This window comes from Palleronia aestuarii, assembly GCF_003253995.1.
Lineage (GTDB): Bacteria > Pseudomonadota > Alphaproteobacteria > Rhodobacterales > Rhodobacteraceae > Palleronia > Palleronia aestuarii.
Genome location: NZ_QKZL01000003.1, coordinates 348,796 through 368,260, shown reverse-complemented (window position 1 = coordinate 368,260; position 19,465 = coordinate 348,796). Strand labels below are relative to the sequence as shown.

Here is a 19,465-nt window from a genome sequence, read left to right as displayed (position 1 = left end):
GCTAGGCTGAGGCCATATGAACCGTCCTATTCTCCTCACGACGCTCGGATCGCTCGGCGATCTCTTCCCCATCCTCGCGCTCGCCCGCGCGCTCCGGGACCGGGGCGAGACGGTGCGCCTCCTCCTTCTGCCCGACGATGCGCGCGTCGCGGCGGAGCACGGGATCGACGCCATCGCCTTCGGGCCAAGCTCCGAAGAGGTGACCGCGCGGCTCGGCATGACGCGCAGCGAGATCGCGGCCTCCGTCTTCCGTGACCCGTCGGAAATCCTGCGCCGCGCGAGCTATCCGATCCTGGCGGAGCTTACCCGCGCGATGCTGCCCCATGCCGAAGAGGCCCGCCTCGTTGCGGGCACGGCGCTCGCCATGACGGGCCCGCTCGCGGCGGAGAAGGCCGGGCGGCCCTATGTCCCGCTCCTCCTGCAACCCGTGATGATGCATTCGGCGCTCGACCCGCCGCGCGTACGCGGCCTCGTCCCGCCGATGGTCCCCGATCCCGCGAATGCGTTCTCGCGGGGCTGGAACCGCATCTGGCTCAAGGTCGTGCGGCTCGCGATGCTGCGCCGTCATGGATGGGCGCAGAACCGGGTCCGCCGCGAACTGGGCCTGCCCCTGAGCGGCGCGGCCCCCCTCTTCGGCCACGCGGTCACGCCGCCGCTGCGCCTCGGGCTCTGGGATCCGGTGCTGGCCCCGGCGCCCGATGATGTTCCCGATCTTGCCGTAACGGGTGCGGCCCGGCTCGATCAGCGGGGGCACGTGCCGCCCGCCCTCCAGCGCTTCCTCGACGACGGCCCGCCGCCCCTCGTCGTCTCCCTGGGCTCGGTCGCGCACGAGCTCGGCGGGTCCGGGTTCTGGGAAAAGGCGGTCGCGCTCGCACGCGGGGCGGGATTACGCGCGGTACTTCTGTCGGGCGAGGTTCCGGTCGCCGAAGCGGACGATCTCTGCGCGGTGCCGTATGTACCCCATGCCATGCTCTTCCCCCGCGCGGCGGCGATCCTCCATCACGGCGGGATGGGGACGCTGGGACAGGCGCTCCACGCCGGGCGCCCCCAGCTCATCCTGCCGATCGGAGCCGATCAGCCCGACAACGCGCATCGCGCGGAGGCGTTGGGCATCGCGCGCCGCATCGACGATCCCGGGCGGGCGAGCGGTGCGCTCTCGGACATGCTCCGGCCGGAGACCGCGCGGCGCGCGGGGGAAGTCGCGGCGCGCCTGATCCCCGACGGCGCGGCGCGCGCCGCCGAGCGTCTCGCCGCGCTCTAATCCTCCGCCGTGGCCTCCGCCCGGCTCTTGCCCGAGACGTCGAGCGCCAGGGTCGCGGCCATGAACCGGTCGAGATCGCCGTTCAGCACGCCCTGCGTGTCCGACGTCTCCACGCTCGTCCGCAGATCCTTCACCATCTGGTAGGGCTGCAGCACGTAGGAGCGGATCTGGTTGCCCCAGCCGGCATCGCCCTTGGCCTCGTGCGCGGCGGTGATGTCGGCGTTCCGGCGGTCGAGCTCCATCTGATAGAGCCGCGATTTCAGCGCCTTCATCGCGATGTCGCGGTTCTGGTGCTGCGACTTCTCGGAGGAGGTTACCACGATGCCGGTCGGGATGTGGGTAATCCGCACGGCCGAGTCGGTCGTGTTGACGTGCTGCCCGCCCGCGCCGGACGAGCGATAGGTGTCGAGCCGGATGTCGGAGGGGTTCACCTCGATCTCGATATTGTCGTCGACGACCGGATAGACCCAGACCGAGCTGAACGAGGTGTGCCGCCGCGCCGCGCTGTCATAGGGCGAGATCCGCACGAGCCGGTGCACGCCGCTCTCGCTTTTCAGCCAGCCATAGGCGTTGTGGCCCGAGATCTTGTAGGCGGCCGACTTGATACCCGCCTCCTCGCCCGCGCTCTCCGATTGCAGCTCGACCTTGTAGCCCTTACGCTCCGCCCAGCGGACATACATCCGCGCGAGCATCGCGGCCCAGTCGCAGCTCTCCGTGCCGCCCGCGCCCGAATTGATCTCGAGGAAGGTGTCGTTGGCATCCGCCTCACCGTCGAGCAGTGCCTCGATCTCGGCGGCCGCAGCGCGCTCCGAAAGGTTCGCGAGCGCCGCCTCGGCCTCCGCCACGACCTCCGCATCGCCTTCCGCCTCGCCCATCTCGATGAGCTCGACATTGTCCGACAGGTCGCGCGACATGCCGTCGTAACGCTCCATCGCATCGACGAGCGCCTGGCGGTCGCGCATCAGCTTCTGCGCGCTCTCGGGATCGTCCCAGAGGGTCGGATCCTCTACCCGGGCGTTGAATTCCTCGAGCCGGTAGGAGGCCGTCTCCCGGTCCATCCGCTGCGCGAGGAGGTCGAGCGACTTTCGGATCGTCTCGACGGTATTCTGGGTCTCGGAACGCATGGCTCACTCCTCGGTCGTCAGGAGACCCGCCTACCAAGCAGGCGGCCGGGGAACAAGGCTGAGGCTCAGTAGAGCCCGCCGGAGCTGAGCGTGCCGAAGGTCGCCCTCTCCCGCGGGATCGTCACCGTCTGGCCGGAGGCGTTCTGGACCTGCTGTCCGCCGCCACCTGCCTCGTCGAAGAGCGGCAGGTTCGCCCCCATCGCGAAACCGCCGTCGAGCGCCACGCCGAAGAGCGGCTCCTCGCCCAGCCGGAAATATTCCGACACGACGTTGTCGCCCGACACGCCATCCGACAGCCGGGCGCCGGTGAAGCGGTCGATCTTGAGGAAGTGTCCGCCGGGCGGCACCTCGAACGGGCCGCCGCCGTATTTCGCGATCGCCTCCTTCATGAAGGAATTGAAGACCGGCGCGCAGATGCCGCCGCCCGACGCGTTCGACCCGAGGCTTCGCGGCTGGTCGAAACCGATGTAGCAGCCCGCCGCGATGTTGGAGGTGAAGCCGACGAACCACACGTCCTTGGCGTCATTCGTGGTGCCGGTCTTGCCCGCGACCGGAACGGGCAGGTTCACCGCGCCGCGTGCCGTGCCGCGATCGACGACGCCCTTGAGCATGGAGGTGAGCTGGTAGGCGGTGATCGCGTCCATCACCCGCTCCCGATGCGACACGATCCGGGGCGCCTGGCCCAGCGGAAGCGTCGCGTCGTCGCAATCGATGCAGTCGCGCGCATCGTGGCGGTAGACCGTTTCGCCGTACCGATCCTGCACGCGGTCGACGAGCGTGGGCTCCACCCGCTCGCCGCCATTGGCGAACATCGAATAGGCCGCGACCATCTTGTAGAGCGTCGTCTCCTCCGCCCCGAGCGAATTGGCGAGGAACCGGCCCATGTTGTCGTAGACGCCGAACCGCTCCGCGTACTCGGCCACGACGTCCATACCCACTTCCTGCGCGAGGCGGACGGTCATCAGGTTGCGCGACTGCTCGATTCCCGTCCGCACGGTCGTCGGTCCGTAGAACTGGTTGGAGTAGTTCTTGGGCCGCCAGAGCCCCTGCGGCGTGTTGATCTCGATCGGTGCGTCGACGACGATCGTCGCGGGCGAAAAGCCGGAATCGAGCGCCGCGGCATAGACGAAGGGCTTGAAGGACGATCCCGGCTGGCGCGTCGCCTGCGTGGCGCGGTTGAAGACCGAATGCTGGTAGGAGAAGCCGCCCTGCATGGCGAGCACGCGCCCCGTCTCCACGTCCATCGCCATGAACGCGCCCTCGACCTCCGGCACCTGCCGCAGCGACCAGCGGATGAAGCTGTCGTCGGAATCGGACGTCATGCGCCGGACATGCACGACGTCGCCCCGCGCGAACGTGTCGGCGAAGGTGCCGCGCATCCACGAGATGTCCTCGCGCGGGACGCTGGCCTCGCCTTCGCCCTCGATCCCGAGGCCGAGCGACTGGTCGGCCACCGAGAGGACCACCGCGGGGTGCCAGTGGCCGTCGAGGTCGATGTCGCGCGCGACATCGGCCCGCGCGAGCGCCCGCTCCCATTCGTCCAGGTCCTCCTCGGCGATCGTCTCCCCGGTCCCGCGCCAGCGCCCGGTGCCGCGATCGTATTGTTCGAGCGCGCGGCGCAGGTTCTCCGCCGCGGCCGCCTGCAGGTCCGGGTCGATCGTCGCGCGGACCGACAGGCCGCCGGAGAAGAACTCCCCCTCGCCGTAATCGCGGCTGAGCTGGCGGCGGATCTCGTCGGTGAAGTAATCCCGCGGCGGCAACGCGGCGCGGAAGCTCTGGATGTTGCCGCCCTGCACGGTCAGGAGCGGCGCGACGCGCGCGGTGCGGTACTCCTGCTCCGTCAGGAAGGAATTGTCGAACATCTCCCGCAGGACGTAGTTGCGTCGCTCGATCGCGCGCCGCTTCTCGCGGACGGGATGATAGGTCGAGGGTGCCTTCGGGAGCGCGGCGAGATAGGCCGCTTCCTCGGGCCTGAGCTCGGAAAGGGCCTTGTTGAAATAGGTCTGCGCCGCCGCCGCGACGCCGTAGGAATTGGCGCCGAGATAGATCTCGTTGAGATAGAGCTCGAGGATCTTCTCCTTCGACAGCGTCTCCTCGATCCGGGACGCAAGGATCAGCTCCTTGACCTTGCGTTCCGCCGACCGCTCGCCGCCCAGGAGGAAGTTCTTCATCACCTGCTGCGTGATCGTGGAGGCGCCGCGCACCGACCCGCCGCGGGCCGCGTCGAGCGCCGCGGCGATCATGCCGCGCGGATCGTAGCCCTGGTGCTGGTAGAAGTTCTTGTCTTCGGCCGAGATGAAGGCCTGCTTGACCATGTCGGGGATCTCGGAAGCCGGCGCGAAGAGGCGCCGCTCCTCCGCGAACTCGTCGATGATCCGGCCCTCGCCCGAATAGATCCGGCTGATCGTCGGGGGCTGATAACGCGACAGCTGGTCGGTATTCGGCAGATCCCGCCCATACATCCAGAAGATCGCGCCGATGCTGAGCGCCACTGCGAGCGCGCCGAGGGTCAGCACCGTGAAGATGGCGCCGAAGAAGGAGAAGACGAAGCGGATCACGGGGGAGAGGCCTTTAGCCGGTGTTGCCCCGTTTCCATACCAAGATCGCGCGAGAAGATCAAAAGGGCTCTGGGGACTTCGACGACGGTTGACGGCTCCGTGATCTCCCGGAGGGATTCAGGGATCGCTTAATCGGCGAGGGTGCCGGGTACGCCGTCATCCTCCCGCGCCCAGGCGACGAGCGCCTCGTGGATCCCCTCGACGGCCTCCTCCCGCCAGAGCGGGTCGGATAACTCCGCCTCCTCAACACCGTCCGAGAGGAATCCCAGATCCACGGTGACGGAGGGAATGCCGGGCAGGTTCAGCGCATTGACGTCGCGGGTGACGGGCCGTCCCGCAAGGTCGCCCGTGGCCGCGGCGAGGCACAGCGACAGGGCATCGGCCAGCCGTTGCGACCGCGCCAGCGTCTCTTCCGACCCGAGCGGACCCTGCCGGATCATCGACGCATCCGCCGCATGGGCCGCGCCGGGGCTCGTCCAGTCGAGCACCGCCGCCTCCTCCGGATCGAAGGGGGACGGCAGGTAGATCGCGGCGGCGCCCAGGGGCGCGTCGGCGCCCCCCTCCATGCCGGTCCTGAGCGACAGGAGCACGTCGGCCGACGCCGCCCGCGCCACCGCGGCACGCGTATTGATGCCCGCATGCTGCGCGTCCTGCCGCGTCAGGATCACCTCCATGCCCGCGTCGCGCAGCCGGTCGGCGAGGCGCATCGCGAAGGCCAGCGTCCTGTCCTCTCCCGACCCGGCCTCCGGCGCTCCGGGGTCGAGCACGATGCGCAGCGGTTGCACGATCGCCTCCGTCCCCGTCGGGGACGCCGCGGCATCCGTCTCGGGGACGGCGAAGACCTCGCTCTCGAGTTGACCGGAGAGTTCCGCGAAGGTCTCCTCGTCCGTCGGTGCGAGCTGTATCTTCAGCACGGCGGCGGCATCGGTGGCCTTCATGCTCATGCCCGCCGTCTCGATCTGGAACGGCGCGCTGAGGCCGAAGACGAGGCGCGACCAGCCCGGGCGCACCGGTCCCATCCGCATGTCGGCCACGACGTCCGACATGACGATATCCTCGAGGCCGCTCCCCGCGAAATCGATCTCCGCGAAATCGAGGACGAGACGGCGCGGCGCGTCGAGGGTGAAGGCCTGCCAGGGAACCGCCTGGCTTAGCGCGAGTTCGATGTGCAGATCGGAGCCGAAATCGGCGATCCGGCTGATCTCCGTATCGATCCACGCCGTACTCTCGTCCGGCTGGTCCTCCGCAATGGCCGCGGAAAGCGTCGATAGGCAGATCAACCACGGGCCGATCGCCAGCAAGCCGCGTTTCATTGCCTTGCCTCGGTTCTGCCGGGGTCTCGTGACCCTCATTCACCGGAAGGCTAGCAAAGCTCCGCCGGAGGCGAAAGGCAAAATTCCGCCTATCGCGCGGCGTACCATCCGGCGAGGCGGGAGAGCCCCTCCGCGATCTCCAATTCGCTGCCTGCATAGGAAAACCGCATCGTCCGGTGGCCGCGACCCGGATCGAAATCGAGCCCCGGCGTGACGGCGACCCCGGCGCGCTCGAGAATTTCCGCCGAAAGCGCGAGCGAATCTCCGCCCAGATGCGCGACGTCGGCATAGACGTAGAAGGCCCCATCGGGCGGCGCGAAGACCGGAAAACCGGCCCCCGGCAGGCCCTCGATCATCCGCTGGCGGTTCGCGGCATAGACGGCGCGGTTCGCCTCGAGCTCCGCGCGGCATTCGAACGCCGCGAGCGCCGCGACCTGGCTCGCATGGGGTGGGCAGATGAAGAGGTTCTGCGCCAGCCGCTCCACCTGCCGCACGTGGTCCTCGGGCACGACCATCCAGCCGATCCGCCAGCCTGTCATCGAGAAGTACTTGGAGAAGGAATTGATCACGTAGACGTCGTCCGTGATCTCGAGCGCGCTGACCGCACGCCGCCCGTAATCGAGACCGTGATAGATCTCGTCCGACACGACCGAGATCCCCTGCTCGGCCGCCGCGTCCAGAAGCCCCGCGAGCGAGGCGCGGTCGAGGATCGTGCCCGCGGGATTGCCCGGGGAGGCGAGGATCAGCCCGCGCAGCCCCTCGGGAAGCGCGTCCGGCACCGGCTGGAACCGCTCCTCCGCCTGCGTCTCGAACCCTACCGCGTCGAGGCTGAGCGCCTTCAGGATATGGCGGTAGGACGGATAGCCGGGCAGGCCGAGCCCGACCCTGTCGCCCGCCTCGAAGAGCGCCGTGAAGGCCAGCACGAACGCCGCCGATGCGCCCGCCGTCACCACCACCCGCGCGGGGTCGAGATCGACGTCGTGGACCTCCGCGTAATGGCGCGCGATCCGCGCGCGCAGCGCCGGCAGCCCCAGCGCGACCGTATAGCCGAGCGGTCCCGCCGCCATCGCGTCGGAAAGCGCCCGGCGCGCGCCTTCGGGGGCGGGCGTGCCGGGCTGGCCCACCTCCATGTGGACGATCCGCCGTCCCGCCGCCTCGGCCGCACGCGCGCGCTCCATCACGTCCATGACGAGGAAGGGATCGACGTCCCCGCGGTTCGATCTGTGCATGTTTCGCCTCCTGCCGCGATCGCCTCCCCCTGCCCGTGCGTTCCCGCCCCGTCAACTGCGCGTGACCCGTGCTTGCGCGCGGCGCCCGATCTGCGAGAGTGACGCCCGATCCTCAATCTCCGGGAGACCCCGATGCTGAAAGCCCTGCCCGTTCTCCTCGCGCTGGCCGCGACACCGGTCGCGGCGTTCGAGATCGACGCGATGACCGACGCCGAGCGGGAGGCGTTCAACGGCGCCGTCCGCGACTTCCTCGTCGAGAACCCGGAAGTCCTGATGGAGGCGATGGCCGTCCTGGAGCAGCGCCAGGCGGAGGCACAGAGCGCCGGGGATGCGGAGCTCGTCGCGGCCAATCGCGACGCGCTCGTGGATGACGGCTATTCCTGGATCGGCGGCAATCCCGACGGCGACGTGACGATGGTGGAGTTCCTCGACTACCGCTGCGGCTATTGCCGGCGCGCGCACCCGGAGGTGACGGAGCTGGTGGAGAGCGACGGCAACATCCGCCTCATCGTCAAGGAATTCCCCATCCTGGGCGAGCAATCGCTCCTCGCCGCACAATTCGCGATGTCCGTGCAGCGCGTCGCCGGGGAGGACGCCTACGAGAGCGTCCACGACGCGCTGATGACGATGCGCGCCGACGTGACGGAGGCGAGCCTGCGCGCGCTGGCGGAGGACGAGGGCCTCGACGCCGAAGCCGTGATGGCGGGCATGGACGCGCCCGAGATCGAGGCGTCGATCGCGGCCAATCACGCCCTCGGGCAGAGCCTCGGGGTCAACGGCACGCCGAGCTTCGTGGTGGGCGACCGGATGCTGCGCGGCTACGTGCCCCTCGAGGGGATGCGGGAGATCGTGGAGGACGCGCGCGAGGCGGGCTGAGCGCGGGCCTCTTTCGGGCAGCCGCCAAACCGGATAGGTTTTCGGCGAACCCGAACCGCAAGGAGCCCCCGCATGGCCGAACGCCGCAAACTCGCCGCCGGCAATTGGAAGATGAACGGCACCGCCGCCGACATGGCCGAGATCGAGACGCTCGCTCAGGAGCGATCCGATGCGACCTGCGAGGTGCTGGTCTGCCCGCCCGCGACGCTTCTGGAGCGCCTGGCGCGCGCCTGCGAGGGCGGCCCGGTCGTCGTCGGCGGTCAGGATTGCCATGCCGAGGAGAAGGGCGCGCATACCGGCGACGTATCGGCCGCGATGCTGAAGGATGCAGGCGCGAGCTACGTGATCCTCGGCCATTCGGAGCGTCGTCAGGATCACGGCGAGACGAACGAGATCGTGCGCGCTAAGACCAAGGCCGCCTGGGACGCCGGCCTCACCGCCGTAATCTGCGTCGGCGAGACGCTTTCGGAGCGGGAGGCGTCGAACACGCTCGACCTGATCAGCGGGCAGCTCGCGGGCTCCATTCCCGACAAGGCCAACGGCCATAACCTCGTCGTGGCCTACGAGCCCGTCTGGGCCATCGGCACCGGCAAGGTGCCCACGACCGACCAGATCGGAGAGGTGCATTCGATGATCCGCGCCAAGCTCGAGAAGCGCTTCGGCGAGGGCGTCGGGCGCTCCGTCCGCATCCTCTATGGCGGCTCGGTGAAGCCCGACAACGCAGCGGAGATCTTCGCCGTCTCGCATGTGGATGGCGCGCTCGTCGGTGGCGCATCCCTCAAGGCCAAGGATTTCGGCGGCATCATCGCGGCGCTCGACAGCGTCTGAGCCCGGTCAGGGCTGCGTGACGTCGCAGCCGTAGAGCCAGTCGTAGCGCCGGAGCATCGCCCCCGGCGCGACCCTCCCCGCGAGGCGCAGCGCCATGTGCGCCGCGCGGCGTCGGGGCCCGTCCAGGTGGTAGTTCCGCGCGTTGGCCTCGGCGGCCGCGATGGCGCGGCCGACGCGGGGCTTGCGCGCCGCCTCGTAGCGCGCGAGCCCCGCCATCCGGTCCGGTGCGGCGAGCGCCGCGGCGAGGCACCAGGCATCCTCGAGCGCAAGGTTCGCCCCCTGCGCGAGGAAGGGCAGCGTCGGATGCGCCGCATCGCCCAGGAGCGCGCTTGCGCCGTCCTGCCAGCGCGCGGCGACGGGATGGCGGAAGAGCCCCCAGAGATGGACCCCCTCAACCCGGTCGAGAAGCGCCCTGACCGGCCGGGCGAACCCGGCGAAGGCCGCCCGCAGCGCATCCGGGTCGCCCGGAATGTGCCATCCCTCCTCCGCCCAGTCCGTCCGTTCCTCCACCGCGACGAGGTTCACGACACCCGGACGGACGGGATAATGGACAAGGTGCCGGCCCGGTCCGGTTTCGACCCGCGCCTCTGCGGGCGCATCCCCCGGCACGAGCGCGCGCCAGGCCACCTGCCCCGTGAAGAACGCGACCTCCCGGTTGCCGAGCGCGGGCCGAAGGACGGAGTGGATCCCGTCCGCGCCGACAAGCATGTCGAACGTCTCCTCGGTGCCATCCTCGAAGCGCAGGCAGGGCCGGCCGTCCGCGAGCGCCTCGCGCGCCGCATGGTTGGTCCGGATTTCCACCCCCGCCGCCCGCGCCGCGTCCGCAAGGATCGCGATCAGATCGGCCCGGTGGAGCATCCGGAAGGCGCCCCCGGAGAGCGGCATCCGGATGAGGTCGCGATCCACGAGCCCGTCGCGGACCACCACCGCGCGGCTCTCGACGCCCGCCGCCTCGAACGCGGGCCCGAGATCGAGCGCCCTGAGCACCGCCGCCCCGTTGGGAGAAATCTGGACCCCGGCCCCGACATCGCCGATCTCCGGCGCCCGCTCGAACACCTCCGCGACGATCCCGCGTCGCGCCAAAGCGAGCGCGCAGGCGAGCCCGCCGATGCCGCCCCCGAGGATGCCGATGCGTTCCGTCATGCCCCCTCAACGCAAGACACCGGAGCATCGGCCCCGGTGTCTGGTTGTCGCAATGGCGTTTTGCCGATCAATCGTCGCGATGCACCTTCTCGCGCCGCTCGTGACGCTCCTGCGCCTCGAGGCTCAGCGTGGCGATCGGGCGCGCGTCGAGCCGCTTGAGCGAAATGGGCTCTCCCGTCACCTCGCAATAGCCGTATTCGCCATCCTCGATCCGGCGCAGCGCCGCGTCGATCTTGGCCACGAGCTTGCGCTGGCGGTCGCGGGTGCGCAGCTCGAGCGCCCGGTCCGTCTCCTCGCTCGCCCGGTCGGCCACGTCGGGGATGTTGCGCGTCCCGTCCTGCAACCCGGTGATCGTGGACTTGCTGTCGCCCAGCAGATCCTCGCGCCAGCTGAGTAGTTTGCGCCGGAAATAGGCGCGCTGCCGCTCGTTCATGAACGGCTCGTCCTCGGCCGGACGGTATTGGTCCGGCAGGATGGTATCGACCATCATTCCTCAATCCCCTCGTCGTTCGAAGCAGAGCTTCACTCGTGACCGCCACCCGTCGCCTCGGGCCGGGAAATAACGGAAGGCCCCTCTCTTGTCACGCGCCAATCCGGATGCTGGACGCCCCCCGCCCTGCGACCTATCGTGACGGCACGCTCATCGTGCAAGGATATTGAATTAGTATGAAATTTTCATCGACCGACGCCTACGTCGCCACCGACGACCTGGCCATCGCCGTCAATGCCGCGATCACGCTCGAGCGCCCGCTCCTGGTCAAGGGAGAGCCCGGCACGGGCAAGACGGAACTGGCGCGGCAGGTGAGCCTCGGCCTCGGTCTGCCGATGATCGAATGGCACGTGAAATCGACCACCCGCGCGCAGCAGGGCCTCTACGAATACGACGCCGTCTCCCGGCTCCGCGACAGCCAGCTCGGGGAGGAGCGCGTCCACGACGTCTCCAACTACATCCGCCGCGGCAAGCTCTGGGAGGCGTTCGACGCCCCCGAGCGGTCAGTCCTGCTCATCGACGAGATCGACAAGGCCGATATCGAGTTCCCAAACGACCTGCTGCAGGAACTCGACCGGATGGAGTTCCATGTCTACGAGACCGGCGAAACCGTCCGCGCGCGCCACCGGCCCGTCGTCATCATCACCTCGAACAACGAGAAGGAGCTGCCCGACGCCTTCCTGCGCCGCTGCTTCTTCCACTACATCCGGTTTCCCGACATCGACACGATGCGCCGCATCGTGGAGGTCCACCATCCGGGCATCAAGGACCGCCTGCTCACCGCGGCGCTCACGCAGTTCTACGAGTTGCGCGAGCAGCCGGGGCTGAAGAAACGGCCCTCGACCTCGGAGGTGCTCGACTGGCTGAAGCTGCTCCTCGCGGAGGACCTGACGGCCGAGGATCTGCGCCGCGACGGCGCCTCCGCGCTGCCGAAGCTGCACGGCGCGCTCCTGAAGAACGAGCAGGACGTGCAGCTCTTCGAGCGGCTGGCCTTCATGGCGCGGCGCGGCGGCTAGCGCCGGAACCGCCGCAGCCCCGCCAAGAGCCCGAGGCCCGTGACGAGCAGGATCCCCCCCGCCGGGATCGGGACCGGCGCGGGCGCGAGGGCCCGGCGCGCTTCCGCCTCGATCACGCCGTGGACCCGCTCGGACGGATGCACGGCGTCGAAGAAGACCCGCTCGTCGGGATCGTCGCAGAGCGCATCCCCCGTCACCGGCAGGAAGCACGGGATCCGCCCCTCGAGATCGGAGGAAAGAAGCGTGTCGAAGACCGGCGCGGCCTCGACGATCCGCACCTCGGGGCTCTCCAGACCGGCGAGCCCCGCCGTGAGCGCACCGTTGAACCGGGCGGTGGCTTCGGTCGCGAGCGGCGCGAGGTCCGGCGCGCCGAGCGCGTAGCGCGGAACCCGCCCCAGATCGGGCAGCGTGAAGACCAGCACCGTCTCGGCCCCCGCCGCGCCGAGCGCGCCGATCCCGTCCACGAGCCGTGCCGCCGCGGCGTCGAGCCTCGCATCCTGGTCCGCCGCCCCGATGGCCGCGAAGGCGTCGTTCGCCCCGAACCAGACCGAGACGGCATCGCGCCCGCCCGCCGCGAGCGCTGCACCCGCCCGCCCGATCAGGAGCGCGCTCTGCTCTTCCAGATCCGGCACGATGTCGCCCCCCGCACCGGGGGCCGGGTTCGACACCGCCCGCGCGCCGCCGAAGGCCCTATTGGCCGCAGGCAGGCCCGCGGCGGCGAATTCCGCGAGGATCGCCTCGTTCCAGACCGGCCCGTCGGAGAAGCGGCCGTCGAAATAGGGCGGGCTCTGCGGCTGCGTTCCGCCCGTCGCGGCGTAGAGATTGCCGTTGTCGCTGAGCGAATCGCCCAGGACGAGAAAGCTCGAATAATCCTGCGTGAGGGAGGCCGACCGCGCGGCCCCGCACCCCACCGCGACCGATGCCAACAATCCAAGCATCAAGCTTCGCATCGTACTCTCCTCCCCACCATGACACCGTTTCCCGGCAGGACGAGGTTACCCGCTCGACCGCGGCGTGCAAGCGCCACGGGGGTCCGGGCGGAAGTGCAACACTTCCGGACCGCCGCCCGGATTCCGGGCGCCGATCCCGCTCCGCGCGAAACCATCCGGGAGGTGGAGTGTTTCCCGCAAGGGACACATCGGGTCAAAGCGACACGAACGCACGATTATCATTGGATCGCGCGGAACCAATGGTCCTGCTGGGATGGATTGCAGGTTGTATTGCGCGCTCAATCGATCGCGCCGAGCACGGAGAACTGGAATGAGCGGACCCACCAAGGGTGAAGCGGATGCCCGGACGGAAGCCGACGAAGACGAGGAGATGCTGCAGCGCGATCCCGACGAGTCGCTGAGCAACGCGCCCGAACGCGGAGAGACCGTCTCGGACTACTTCTCGTTCAACGAGATCTTCGCCCGGATCCTCGCATCGGCCGATCACGAGCTCGGCGTCTCCAACCGCTACCTCTTCTGGTCCGGGCTGGGCGCCGGCGCGGCGCTGGGCCTGACCTTCCTCGCCCGCGTCGCCTTCACCGAGGTCTCGGGAGAGGAGGAGCCGGGCCTGCTCGGCAACCTCCTCTACCCGGTCGGGTTCCTCATCATCGTCCTCGGACGCTACCAGCTCTTCACCGAAAACACGCTGACGCCGGTGACGCTCCTGCTCACCAAGCTCGCGAGCTTCGCGAGCGTCCTGCGTCTCTGGGGCGTCGTTCTCGTGTCGAACATGGTCGGCGCGGTCGGCATCGCGCTCCTGCTGTCGTTCTTCGACGTCTTCACCCCCGAACGCGTCGCCCTGGCGATCGAGATCGGGCGCCATGCCCATGAACAGACCTTCTTCGACCTCTTCTCGAAGGCGCTGATCGCGGGCTGGATCGTCGCGGCGATGGTGTGGCTCGTCCATGCGGGGCAGGACACGATCTCGAAGGTGATCTTCGTCTACGTGCTGATGTACTTCATCGGCGTGGCGGGCCTCTACCACATCATCACCTCGTCGGTCGAAGTCTTCTACCTCGCCTTCAGCGTGAGCGACGTGCACCTCCTGCCGCTCCTGCCGACCTTCGTGTTGCCCGTCCTGCTCGGCAATACCGTCGGCGGCGTCACCTTCGTCGCCGTCCTGAACTACGCGCTCTTCGCCGAGCATCGCGAATCGAAACTCTTCGAACCCTACGGAGAGCCGCTGAGCTACCGGGACTGGTTCTTCGGCAGCCGGCGCGACTCGGTCAACTGAAGCGCGGCGCCGACCGACCCGTGACAGGAGCGCCGCGGCCCGTCCCGCGGCCTCCATCCGCCCCCCGGCGGCGGTTGCAATTCCGGGCAGGAGGGAAAGGATGACCGCGATGCGATTCCCGCTCCTCCTCCTCGCCGCCGCGGCGCTCGGCGCCTGCGCCGCGCCCGAGCAGGCGATGCGCGCCCGCGACATGCGCCCGGCGGAACTGCCGCCCATCAGGGTCTTCGACGCCCCTCGCGTGACCCCGCCCGCGCGCCCCAATGCCGAGATCGCGCGGGATTTTCTCGACCTTTCCTTCACGCTGGAATCTGGCCGCCCGCTGCCGGTCTTCACCCGCTTCGAAGGCCCGATCGCCCTCCGCCTCACCGGCGCCGCACCGCCTCCGGGTCTCGAGGGCGATCTCGCGCGGCTCCTCGGACGGTTGCGCGGCGAGGCGGGGATCGAGATCGCCCGCGTCGCGCCCTCCGCCGCGGCCCAGATCACCGTGGAGCTCGTCCCCGACCGCATCATGCGCCGCGCCGTGCCGGAGGCCGCCTGCTTCGTCGTCCCCCGCGTTGGCAGCTGGGAGGAGTTCCGCGCCGCGCGCCGGTCCGACCTGCTCGACTGGGCGACGCTCGCGCGACGCGAGCGGCTGGCCATGTTCGTGCCCGCCGATGTCGCCCCGCAGGAGATGCGCGACTGCCTCCACGAGGAGCTCGCGCAGGCGCTGGGGCCGCTGAACGACCTCTACCGCCTCGACGACAGCGTCTTCAACGACGACAATTTCCACACCGTGCTGACCGGTTTCGACATGCTGATCCTGCGCGCGACCTACGCGGCGGAGCTGCGTTCGGGCATGACCCGTGCCGAGGTCGCGAGCCGGCTGCCGCGGATCCTCGCCCGTCTTAACCCGCGCGGCGAGCGCCCGGCCACCGCGCCGGCCGCGCCCACCACCCGCGCGTGGAAGGCGGCGATCGAGCAGGCGCTCGGGCCGCAGGGGGCCATGCCCACACGTCGCCGCGCCGCGGCCCGCGCCATCGCCCTTGCGGAGCAGGCGGGATGGGACGACAACCGCCTCGCCTTCAGCTACTTCGCACTGGGCCGCCTCACGCTCGACGACCCGTCCGAGACCGCCCTCGCCGCCTTTCTCAAGGCGGGACTGATCTATGCCGAAACTCCCGCGACACGAATACACGAGGCCCATATCGCCATGCAGCTCGCCGCCTTCGCCCTCGGAACGGGCCATCCCGACGTCGCGGTCACCATCGTCGACGCCAATACCGACACGGCGATCGGCGCGGAGAACGCCGCGCTTCTCTCGAGCCTTTTGCTCGTCAAGGCAGAGGCCATCGACGCCATGGGCCGGCCCGGGGAGGCGCGGCGGCTGCGCCGCGAGGCGCTGGGCTGGGGCCGCTACGGCTTCGGCGCGGCGGAGCTTTCCGCCCACATGGCCGAGATCGCCTCGATCGCGCCCGAACGGGCGGCGGAGGCGGGCTCGTGATCGTCCTCGCGGGCGCCCTCATCGGCGCGGTCTGGGGCGCGCGGCTCGCCCGCAAGCGTGGCGGAAAGCGGCTCGACATGGCGCAATACGGCGCCGCCTGCGCCATCGCGGGCACGCTTCTGGGCCTCATCGTCACGATCGTCGTGGAACGGCTCGTCTGATGTTCCTGCCCTTCTTCCAGACGCTGCGCAGCTTTCGCGTGCCCGTCTCGATCCGGGAATTCCTCGACTTCCTCGCCGTCCTGAAGACCGGCCTCGTCACCTACGACGTCGACGCCTTCTACGTCCTCGCCCGCACCGCGCTCGTGAAGAACGAGGCGCATCTCGACCGCTTCGACCAGGCCTTCGCCGCGACCTTCCAGGGCGTCGAGGCGATCCCGCCCGAAGCGGTGATGGAGGCGGTGGACATGCCGTCCGACTGGCTCGAGAAGATGGCGGAAAAGCACCTCTCGCCCGAGGAACGCGCGGAGATCGAGGCGCTGGGCGGTTTCGACAAGCTCATGGAGACGCTGCGGGAACGGCTCGCCGAACAGGAGGGGCGCCACCAGGGCGGCTCGAAATGGATCGGCACGGCGGGCACCTCCCCCTTCGGCGCCTACGGCTACAACCCCGAGGGCGTGCGGATCGGCCAGTCCGAGAGCCGCCACCGCCGCGCCACGAAGGTCTGGGACCGCCGCGAGTTCCGCAACCTCGACGACGAGCGCGAGATCGGCACCCGCAACATCAAGATCGCGCTGCGCCGCCTGCGCCGCTGGGCGCGGGAGGGCGCGGCGGAGGAGCTCGACCTCGCCGGCACGATCCGCTCCACCGCGCATCAGGGCTATCTTGACGTCAAGACCCGGCCCGAGCGGCGCAACGCCGTGCGCGTGCTGCTCTTTCTCGACGTGGGCGGATCGATGGACGACCACGTGGCGACCGTCTCCGACCTCTTCTCCGCCGCGCGGTCGGAATTCCGCCACCTCGAGTTCTTCTACTTCCACAACTGCCTCTACGAGGGCGTGTGGCGCGACAACCGCCGCCGCTGGACGCAGCAGATCCCCACCTGGGACGTGATCCACCGCTTCGGCCCCGAATGGCGCTGCATCTTCGTCGGCGACGCGGCGATGAGCCCCTACGAGATCGCCGTTCCGGGCGGCGCCAACGAGCACTGGAACCACGAGACGGGCGCCACCTGGCTCGCCCGCGCCCGCGACCACTGGCCCGCGCATATGTGGATCAACCCCGTGCCGGAGGCCGCCTGGCGCTACACCCAGTCGACCGCGATGATCCAGGAGATCTTCGGGGCGGACCGCATGGTCCCGATGACGCTCGACGGGCTCACCCGCGGCATGAAGGCGCTCGGCTGAGCGCGACACCCCGCGGGCGGCCCCGGCAGGGACCTACATCATCTGTTCCATCGCCTCCATGGCGAGCGCATCCGGCATGTCGGCGCAGGCGGCCATCAGGGCGACCTGATCGGCGTCCATGTCGCCCTCCTCCGTCTCCCCGGCCCCCTCGGCGCTCGCGCCGTCCGGCTCGGCCTCGCCCGCCTCGACCATGGCGCGGTCGTCGGCGGCGAGCGCCTCGCGAAGCTGCGCCATCGCCTCGTCCTGCGCCTCGGGCTCCATCGCCGTCACCTCCGCGCAGGTCAGCGTCGTCGGATCCACGTCCTCCTGCGCCGGAGCCGTCTGCGGCAGCGCGAGAAGCACCCCGAGGATCATCGCATGTCGGCTGGGTCTCATCTTCGTCTCCATTCTGGTCGTTGGCGTGCCTTGGCGCGCGTCGCGCCACCCTCGCACGGATCGCCGACGGCGCCGGACAATTTCACGCGACGGAACAGCAGGACGGGCTGTCACGTTCAGACCCCGACCGAAACAGAAAGGATCTCCAATGATCAAGAAGCATGGCAGCGCGAACTGGAAGGGCAGCCTGAAAGAGGGCAACGGAACCGTCTCGACGCAGACCGGTGTGCTCGACAAGCAGAATTACGGCTTCAAGTCCCGCTTCGAAGGCGGCACGAACACGAACCCCGAAGAGTTGATCGGCGCGGCCCACGCGGCCTGCTACTCGATGGCGCTCTCGATGATCCTGGGCCAGAGCGATCTCACGCCCGACAACATCGACACGAAGGCGACCGTGAACCTCGAGGAGAAGGATGGCGGCTTCGCCGTCACCAAGATCCATCTCGACGTGACGGCGAGCGTGCCGAACGCGAGCGAGGAGCAGTTCATGGAGGCCGCCAACGCCGCCAAGGCCGGCTGCCCGATCTCCAAGCTCGTAACCGGCGCCGAGGTCACGATGGACGCGAAGCTCGTCTGAGACGTCCCCCCGGCGCTGCGCAGGCGGCGCCGTTACTCGGCCGGTGCAGCCTCGCGAGAGGGCGCACCGCGCCGCATCAGGGCGACGTGGATCGCACCGCCGATGAGCGCGCCGATGATCCAGGAAAATCCGCCCAGCGCCCCGAAGGCCGGTACCCAGACCGTCGCGATCGAGAAGATCGCGGCGATCCCGAAGGCGAAGAGCGCCCGCCGGTTCCACCCCCCGTCGTAGTGATATGCCCCGTCCGGCGCGACCGAGTAGAGGTCGGGCAGCGACAGCCGCCGCCGCTGCACGATGTAGTAATCCGCGACCAGGATCCCGTAGAGCGGCGCGAGCACGGCGCCGAGCGTGTCGACGAAGGCCGCGATGCCGATCTGGCTGATGAAGACCACCCAGAACGCGCCGATGAAGAACGCGACGCCCGCCGTGATGAAGCCGCCCGTCCGCGCGGAGATGCGCGCGGGCGCGAGGTTGGCGAGGTCATAGGCCGGCGGGATGAAATTCGCGACGAGATTGATCCCCACCGTCGCCCCGAAGAACGTGAGCGCCGCGATCAGCGTCAGGATCACGCTGTCCACCTGCCCCACGATCTCGGCCGGGTTCGTGAGCGTCGTGCCGAAGAGCGCCGCGGTGCCCGCCGTGATCCACATGGCGAGGAAGGAAAAGAGCGCGAGGCTCACCGGCAGCCCCAGGAAATTGCCGAGCTTCATCTCGCGCTCGGTCCGCACGAAGCGGGAGAAGTCGCCGTAATTGATGACCACCGCGGCGAAATAGGCGATCATCGTGCCCACAACGCCGAGAAAGGCCAGCACGCCGCCCCCGGTGCCCGCAAAGATCGTTCCGAGCTCGGTGGAGAGCCCGTTGCCCGCGACCGCCCAGATATAGAGCGCGAGCGCGATCATCACCACGTAGACGAGCGGCCCGGCCCAGTTCAGGAACTTGGTGATCCACTCGATGCCGCGCAAAAACAGCGCCACCTGGAAGGCCGACACGAAGAGATAGGCGATCCAGTCGATGGCGGTGAGACCGAGGAACGTCCCCGTCCCCTCCCCGCCGAAGATCGCATAGAGCAGCATCGCGACGGCGGTGGAGGCGAAATAGGTCTGCACCCCGTACCAGAAGATCGCGACGATGCCCCGGACGAGCGCCGGAAAGTTCGCGCCCCGGACCCCCATCGCCGCCCGTGCCATCACCGGGTAGGGAATGCCGTACTTCACCGAAGGCGATCCGGTCAGGTTGACGAGCCCCATGACGATCAGCCCCGCGAGGATGATCGCGGCGAAGACCCACCACCCGTTCAGCCCCGAGGTGACGAAGAGCGTCGCGGCGAGCGTATAGCCGAAGAGCGACTGGATGTCGTTCGACCAGACATTGAAGATCTCGAACGCGCCCCAGGAGCGTTTCCGGTGCGGCAGCGGCGCGAGATCGTCGTTGTAGAGCGACGGATGCCCATGGGTGACGCTGAGATCGGTCTCTGGCTGCATGATGGTCCCCCGTCGTGAAATGCGCCCGTCGTCCCACCACCTCCACGGGAGGGCCGACCCGTTCACCGGTATGTGACGTTGGGGAAGGTCGCAATGCCCCATCGTGGCTCGCTCGCCGTTCGATGGCCTCGATGACGCCGATC

At 69.2% G+C, this 19,465-nt stretch carries 18 protein-coding genes; 9 read left to right on the top strand and 9 right to left on the bottom strand.

Going from position 1 to position 19,465, the window contains the following annotated elements:
- The first annotated feature begins 16 nt into the window (after positions 1-16).
- The gene (locus LX81_RS05810) at positions 17-1,261 is read left to right on the top strand and encodes a glycosyltransferase (RefSeq protein WP_111536339.1); all 1,245 of its coding nucleotides are present in this window, start codon (positions 17-19) and stop codon (positions 1,259-1,261) included.
- Here the strand turns inward: LX81_RS05810 and prfB are convergent.
- The 4 genes from prfB to LX81_RS05790 form a co-directional block, all read right to left on the bottom strand.
- The gene (prfB, locus tag LX81_RS05805; protein WP_111536338.1) at positions 1,258-2,385 is read right to left on the bottom strand and encodes a peptide chain release factor 2; all 1,128 of its coding nucleotides are present in this window, start codon (positions 2,383-2,385) and stop codon (positions 1,258-1,260) included. The genes LX81_RS05810 and prfB overlap by 4 nt on opposite strands.
- A 65-nt stretch (positions 2,386-2,450) precedes the next feature.
- A complete protein-coding gene (locus LX81_RS05800; RefSeq protein ID WP_111536337.1) occupies positions 2,451-4,943 on the bottom strand; it encodes a penicillin-binding protein 1A in 2,493 nt (830 codons plus the stop codon).
- A 128-nt stretch (positions 4,944-5,071) separates the two neighbouring features.
- Positions 5,072-6,256, bottom strand: a complete 1,185-nt coding sequence (locus LX81_RS05795; RefSeq protein ID WP_170133853.1) for an N-acetylmuramoyl-L-alanine amidase — start codon at positions 6,254-6,256, stop codon at positions 5,072-5,074.
- An 89-nt stretch (positions 6,257-6,345) separates the two neighbouring features.
- Positions 6,346-7,485 (bottom strand): pyridoxal phosphate-dependent aminotransferase, encoded by a 1,140-nt coding sequence (locus LX81_RS05790; RefSeq protein ID WP_111536335.1) that lies wholly within the window; start codon positions 7,483-7,485, stop codon positions 6,346-6,348.
- Positions 7,486-7,617: 132 nt separating this feature from the next.
- On the opposite strand from LX81_RS05790, the gene LX81_RS05785 reads away from it, so the two are divergent.
- Both LX81_RS05785 and tpiA read left to right on the top strand, forming a co-directional pair.
- Positions 7,618-8,361: a DsbA family protein gene (locus LX81_RS05785; RefSeq protein WP_111536334.1), complete on the top strand. Its 744-nt coding sequence runs from the start codon at positions 7,618-7,620 to the stop codon at positions 8,359-8,361.
- Positions 8,362-8,433: 72 nt separating this feature from the next.
- The gene (gene tpiA / locus LX81_RS05780) at positions 8,434-9,189 is read left to right on the top strand and encodes a triose-phosphate isomerase (protein WP_111536333.1); all 756 of its coding nucleotides are present in this window, start codon (positions 8,434-8,436) and stop codon (positions 9,187-9,189) included.
- A gap of 6 nt (positions 9,190-9,195) precedes the next feature.
- On the opposite strand, the gene LX81_RS05775 is transcribed toward tpiA, so the two are convergent.
- Together LX81_RS05775 and dksA are read right to left on the bottom strand one after the other, a co-directional pair.
- Positions 9,196-10,332, bottom strand: coding sequence for an FAD-dependent monooxygenase (locus tag LX81_RS05775; protein ID WP_111536332.1), 1,137 nt, complete (start codon positions 10,330-10,332; stop codon positions 9,196-9,198).
- Positions 10,333-10,399: 67 nt separating this feature from the next.
- Complete coding sequence (gene dksA, locus LX81_RS05770) at positions 10,400-10,822, bottom strand: RNA polymerase-binding protein DksA (protein WP_111536331.1); 423 nt, start codon at positions 10,820-10,822, stop codon at positions 10,400-10,402.
- Positions 10,823-10,998: 176 nt separating this feature from the next.
- On the opposite strand from dksA, the gene LX81_RS05765 reads away from it, so the two are divergent.
- On the top strand, positions 10,999-11,838 hold the full coding sequence (locus LX81_RS05765) for an AAA family ATPase (protein ID WP_111536330.1): 840 nt from the start codon (positions 10,999-11,001) through the stop codon (positions 11,836-11,838).
- Here the strand turns inward: LX81_RS05765 and LX81_RS05760 are convergent.
- Positions 11,835-12,788 carry an SGNH/GDSL hydrolase family protein gene (locus LX81_RS05760; RefSeq protein ID WP_111536329.1) on the bottom strand — a complete coding sequence of 318 codons (954 nt, stop codon included), beginning with the start codon at positions 12,786-12,788 and terminating at the stop codon, positions 11,835-11,837. The genes LX81_RS05765 and LX81_RS05760 overlap by 4 nt on opposite strands.
- A 310-nt stretch (positions 12,789-13,098) precedes the next feature.
- On the opposite strand from LX81_RS05760, the gene LX81_RS05755 reads away from it, so the two are divergent.
- The 4 genes from LX81_RS05755 to LX81_RS05745 all read left to right on the top strand — a co-directional run bounded on the left by LX81_RS05755 (position 13,099) and on the right by LX81_RS05745 (position 16,886).
- Positions 13,099-14,061, top strand: coding sequence for a formate/nitrite transporter family protein (locus tag LX81_RS05755; protein WP_211322711.1), 963 nt, complete (start codon positions 13,099-13,101; stop codon positions 14,059-14,061).
- Between the two features lie 100 nt (positions 14,062-14,161).
- Positions 14,162-15,541: a DUF2927 domain-containing protein gene (locus LX81_RS05750; protein ID WP_234822501.1), complete on the top strand. Its 1,380-nt coding sequence runs from the start codon at positions 14,162-14,164 to the stop codon at positions 15,539-15,541.
- The gene (locus tag LX81_RS22105; RefSeq protein ID WP_170133852.1) at positions 15,538-15,702 is read left to right on the top strand and encodes a hypothetical protein; all 165 of its coding nucleotides are present in this window, start codon (positions 15,538-15,540) and stop codon (positions 15,700-15,702) included. The genes LX81_RS05750 and LX81_RS22105 overlap by 4 nt, the downstream gene beginning before the upstream one ends.
- Positions 15,702-16,886, top strand: a complete 1,185-nt coding sequence (locus LX81_RS05745; protein ID WP_111536328.1) for a vWA domain-containing protein — start codon at positions 15,702-15,704, stop codon at positions 16,884-16,886. The genes LX81_RS22105 and LX81_RS05745 overlap by 1 nt, the downstream gene beginning before the upstream one ends.
- A 33-nt stretch (positions 16,887-16,919) precedes the next feature.
- Here the strand turns inward: LX81_RS05745 and LX81_RS05740 are convergent, their stop codons facing one another.
- On the bottom strand, positions 16,920-17,261 hold the full coding sequence (locus LX81_RS05740) for a hypothetical protein (protein ID WP_146259391.1): 342 nt from the start codon (positions 17,259-17,261) through the stop codon (positions 16,920-16,922).
- 148 nt (positions 17,262-17,409) lie between these two features.
- On the opposite strand from LX81_RS05740, the gene LX81_RS05735 reads away from it, so the two are divergent.
- Positions 17,410-17,838, top strand: coding sequence for an OsmC family protein (locus tag LX81_RS05735; RefSeq protein WP_111536326.1), 429 nt, complete (start codon positions 17,410-17,412; stop codon positions 17,836-17,838).
- 32 nt (positions 17,839-17,870) lie between these two features.
- Here the strand turns inward: LX81_RS05735 and LX81_RS05730 are convergent, their stop codons facing one another.
- The gene (locus LX81_RS05730) at positions 17,871-19,322 is read right to left on the bottom strand and encodes an NCS1 family nucleobase:cation symporter-1 (RefSeq protein WP_111536325.1); all 1,452 of its coding nucleotides are present in this window, start codon (positions 19,320-19,322) and stop codon (positions 17,871-17,873) included.
- Positions 19,323-19,465: the final 143 nt, after the last annotated feature.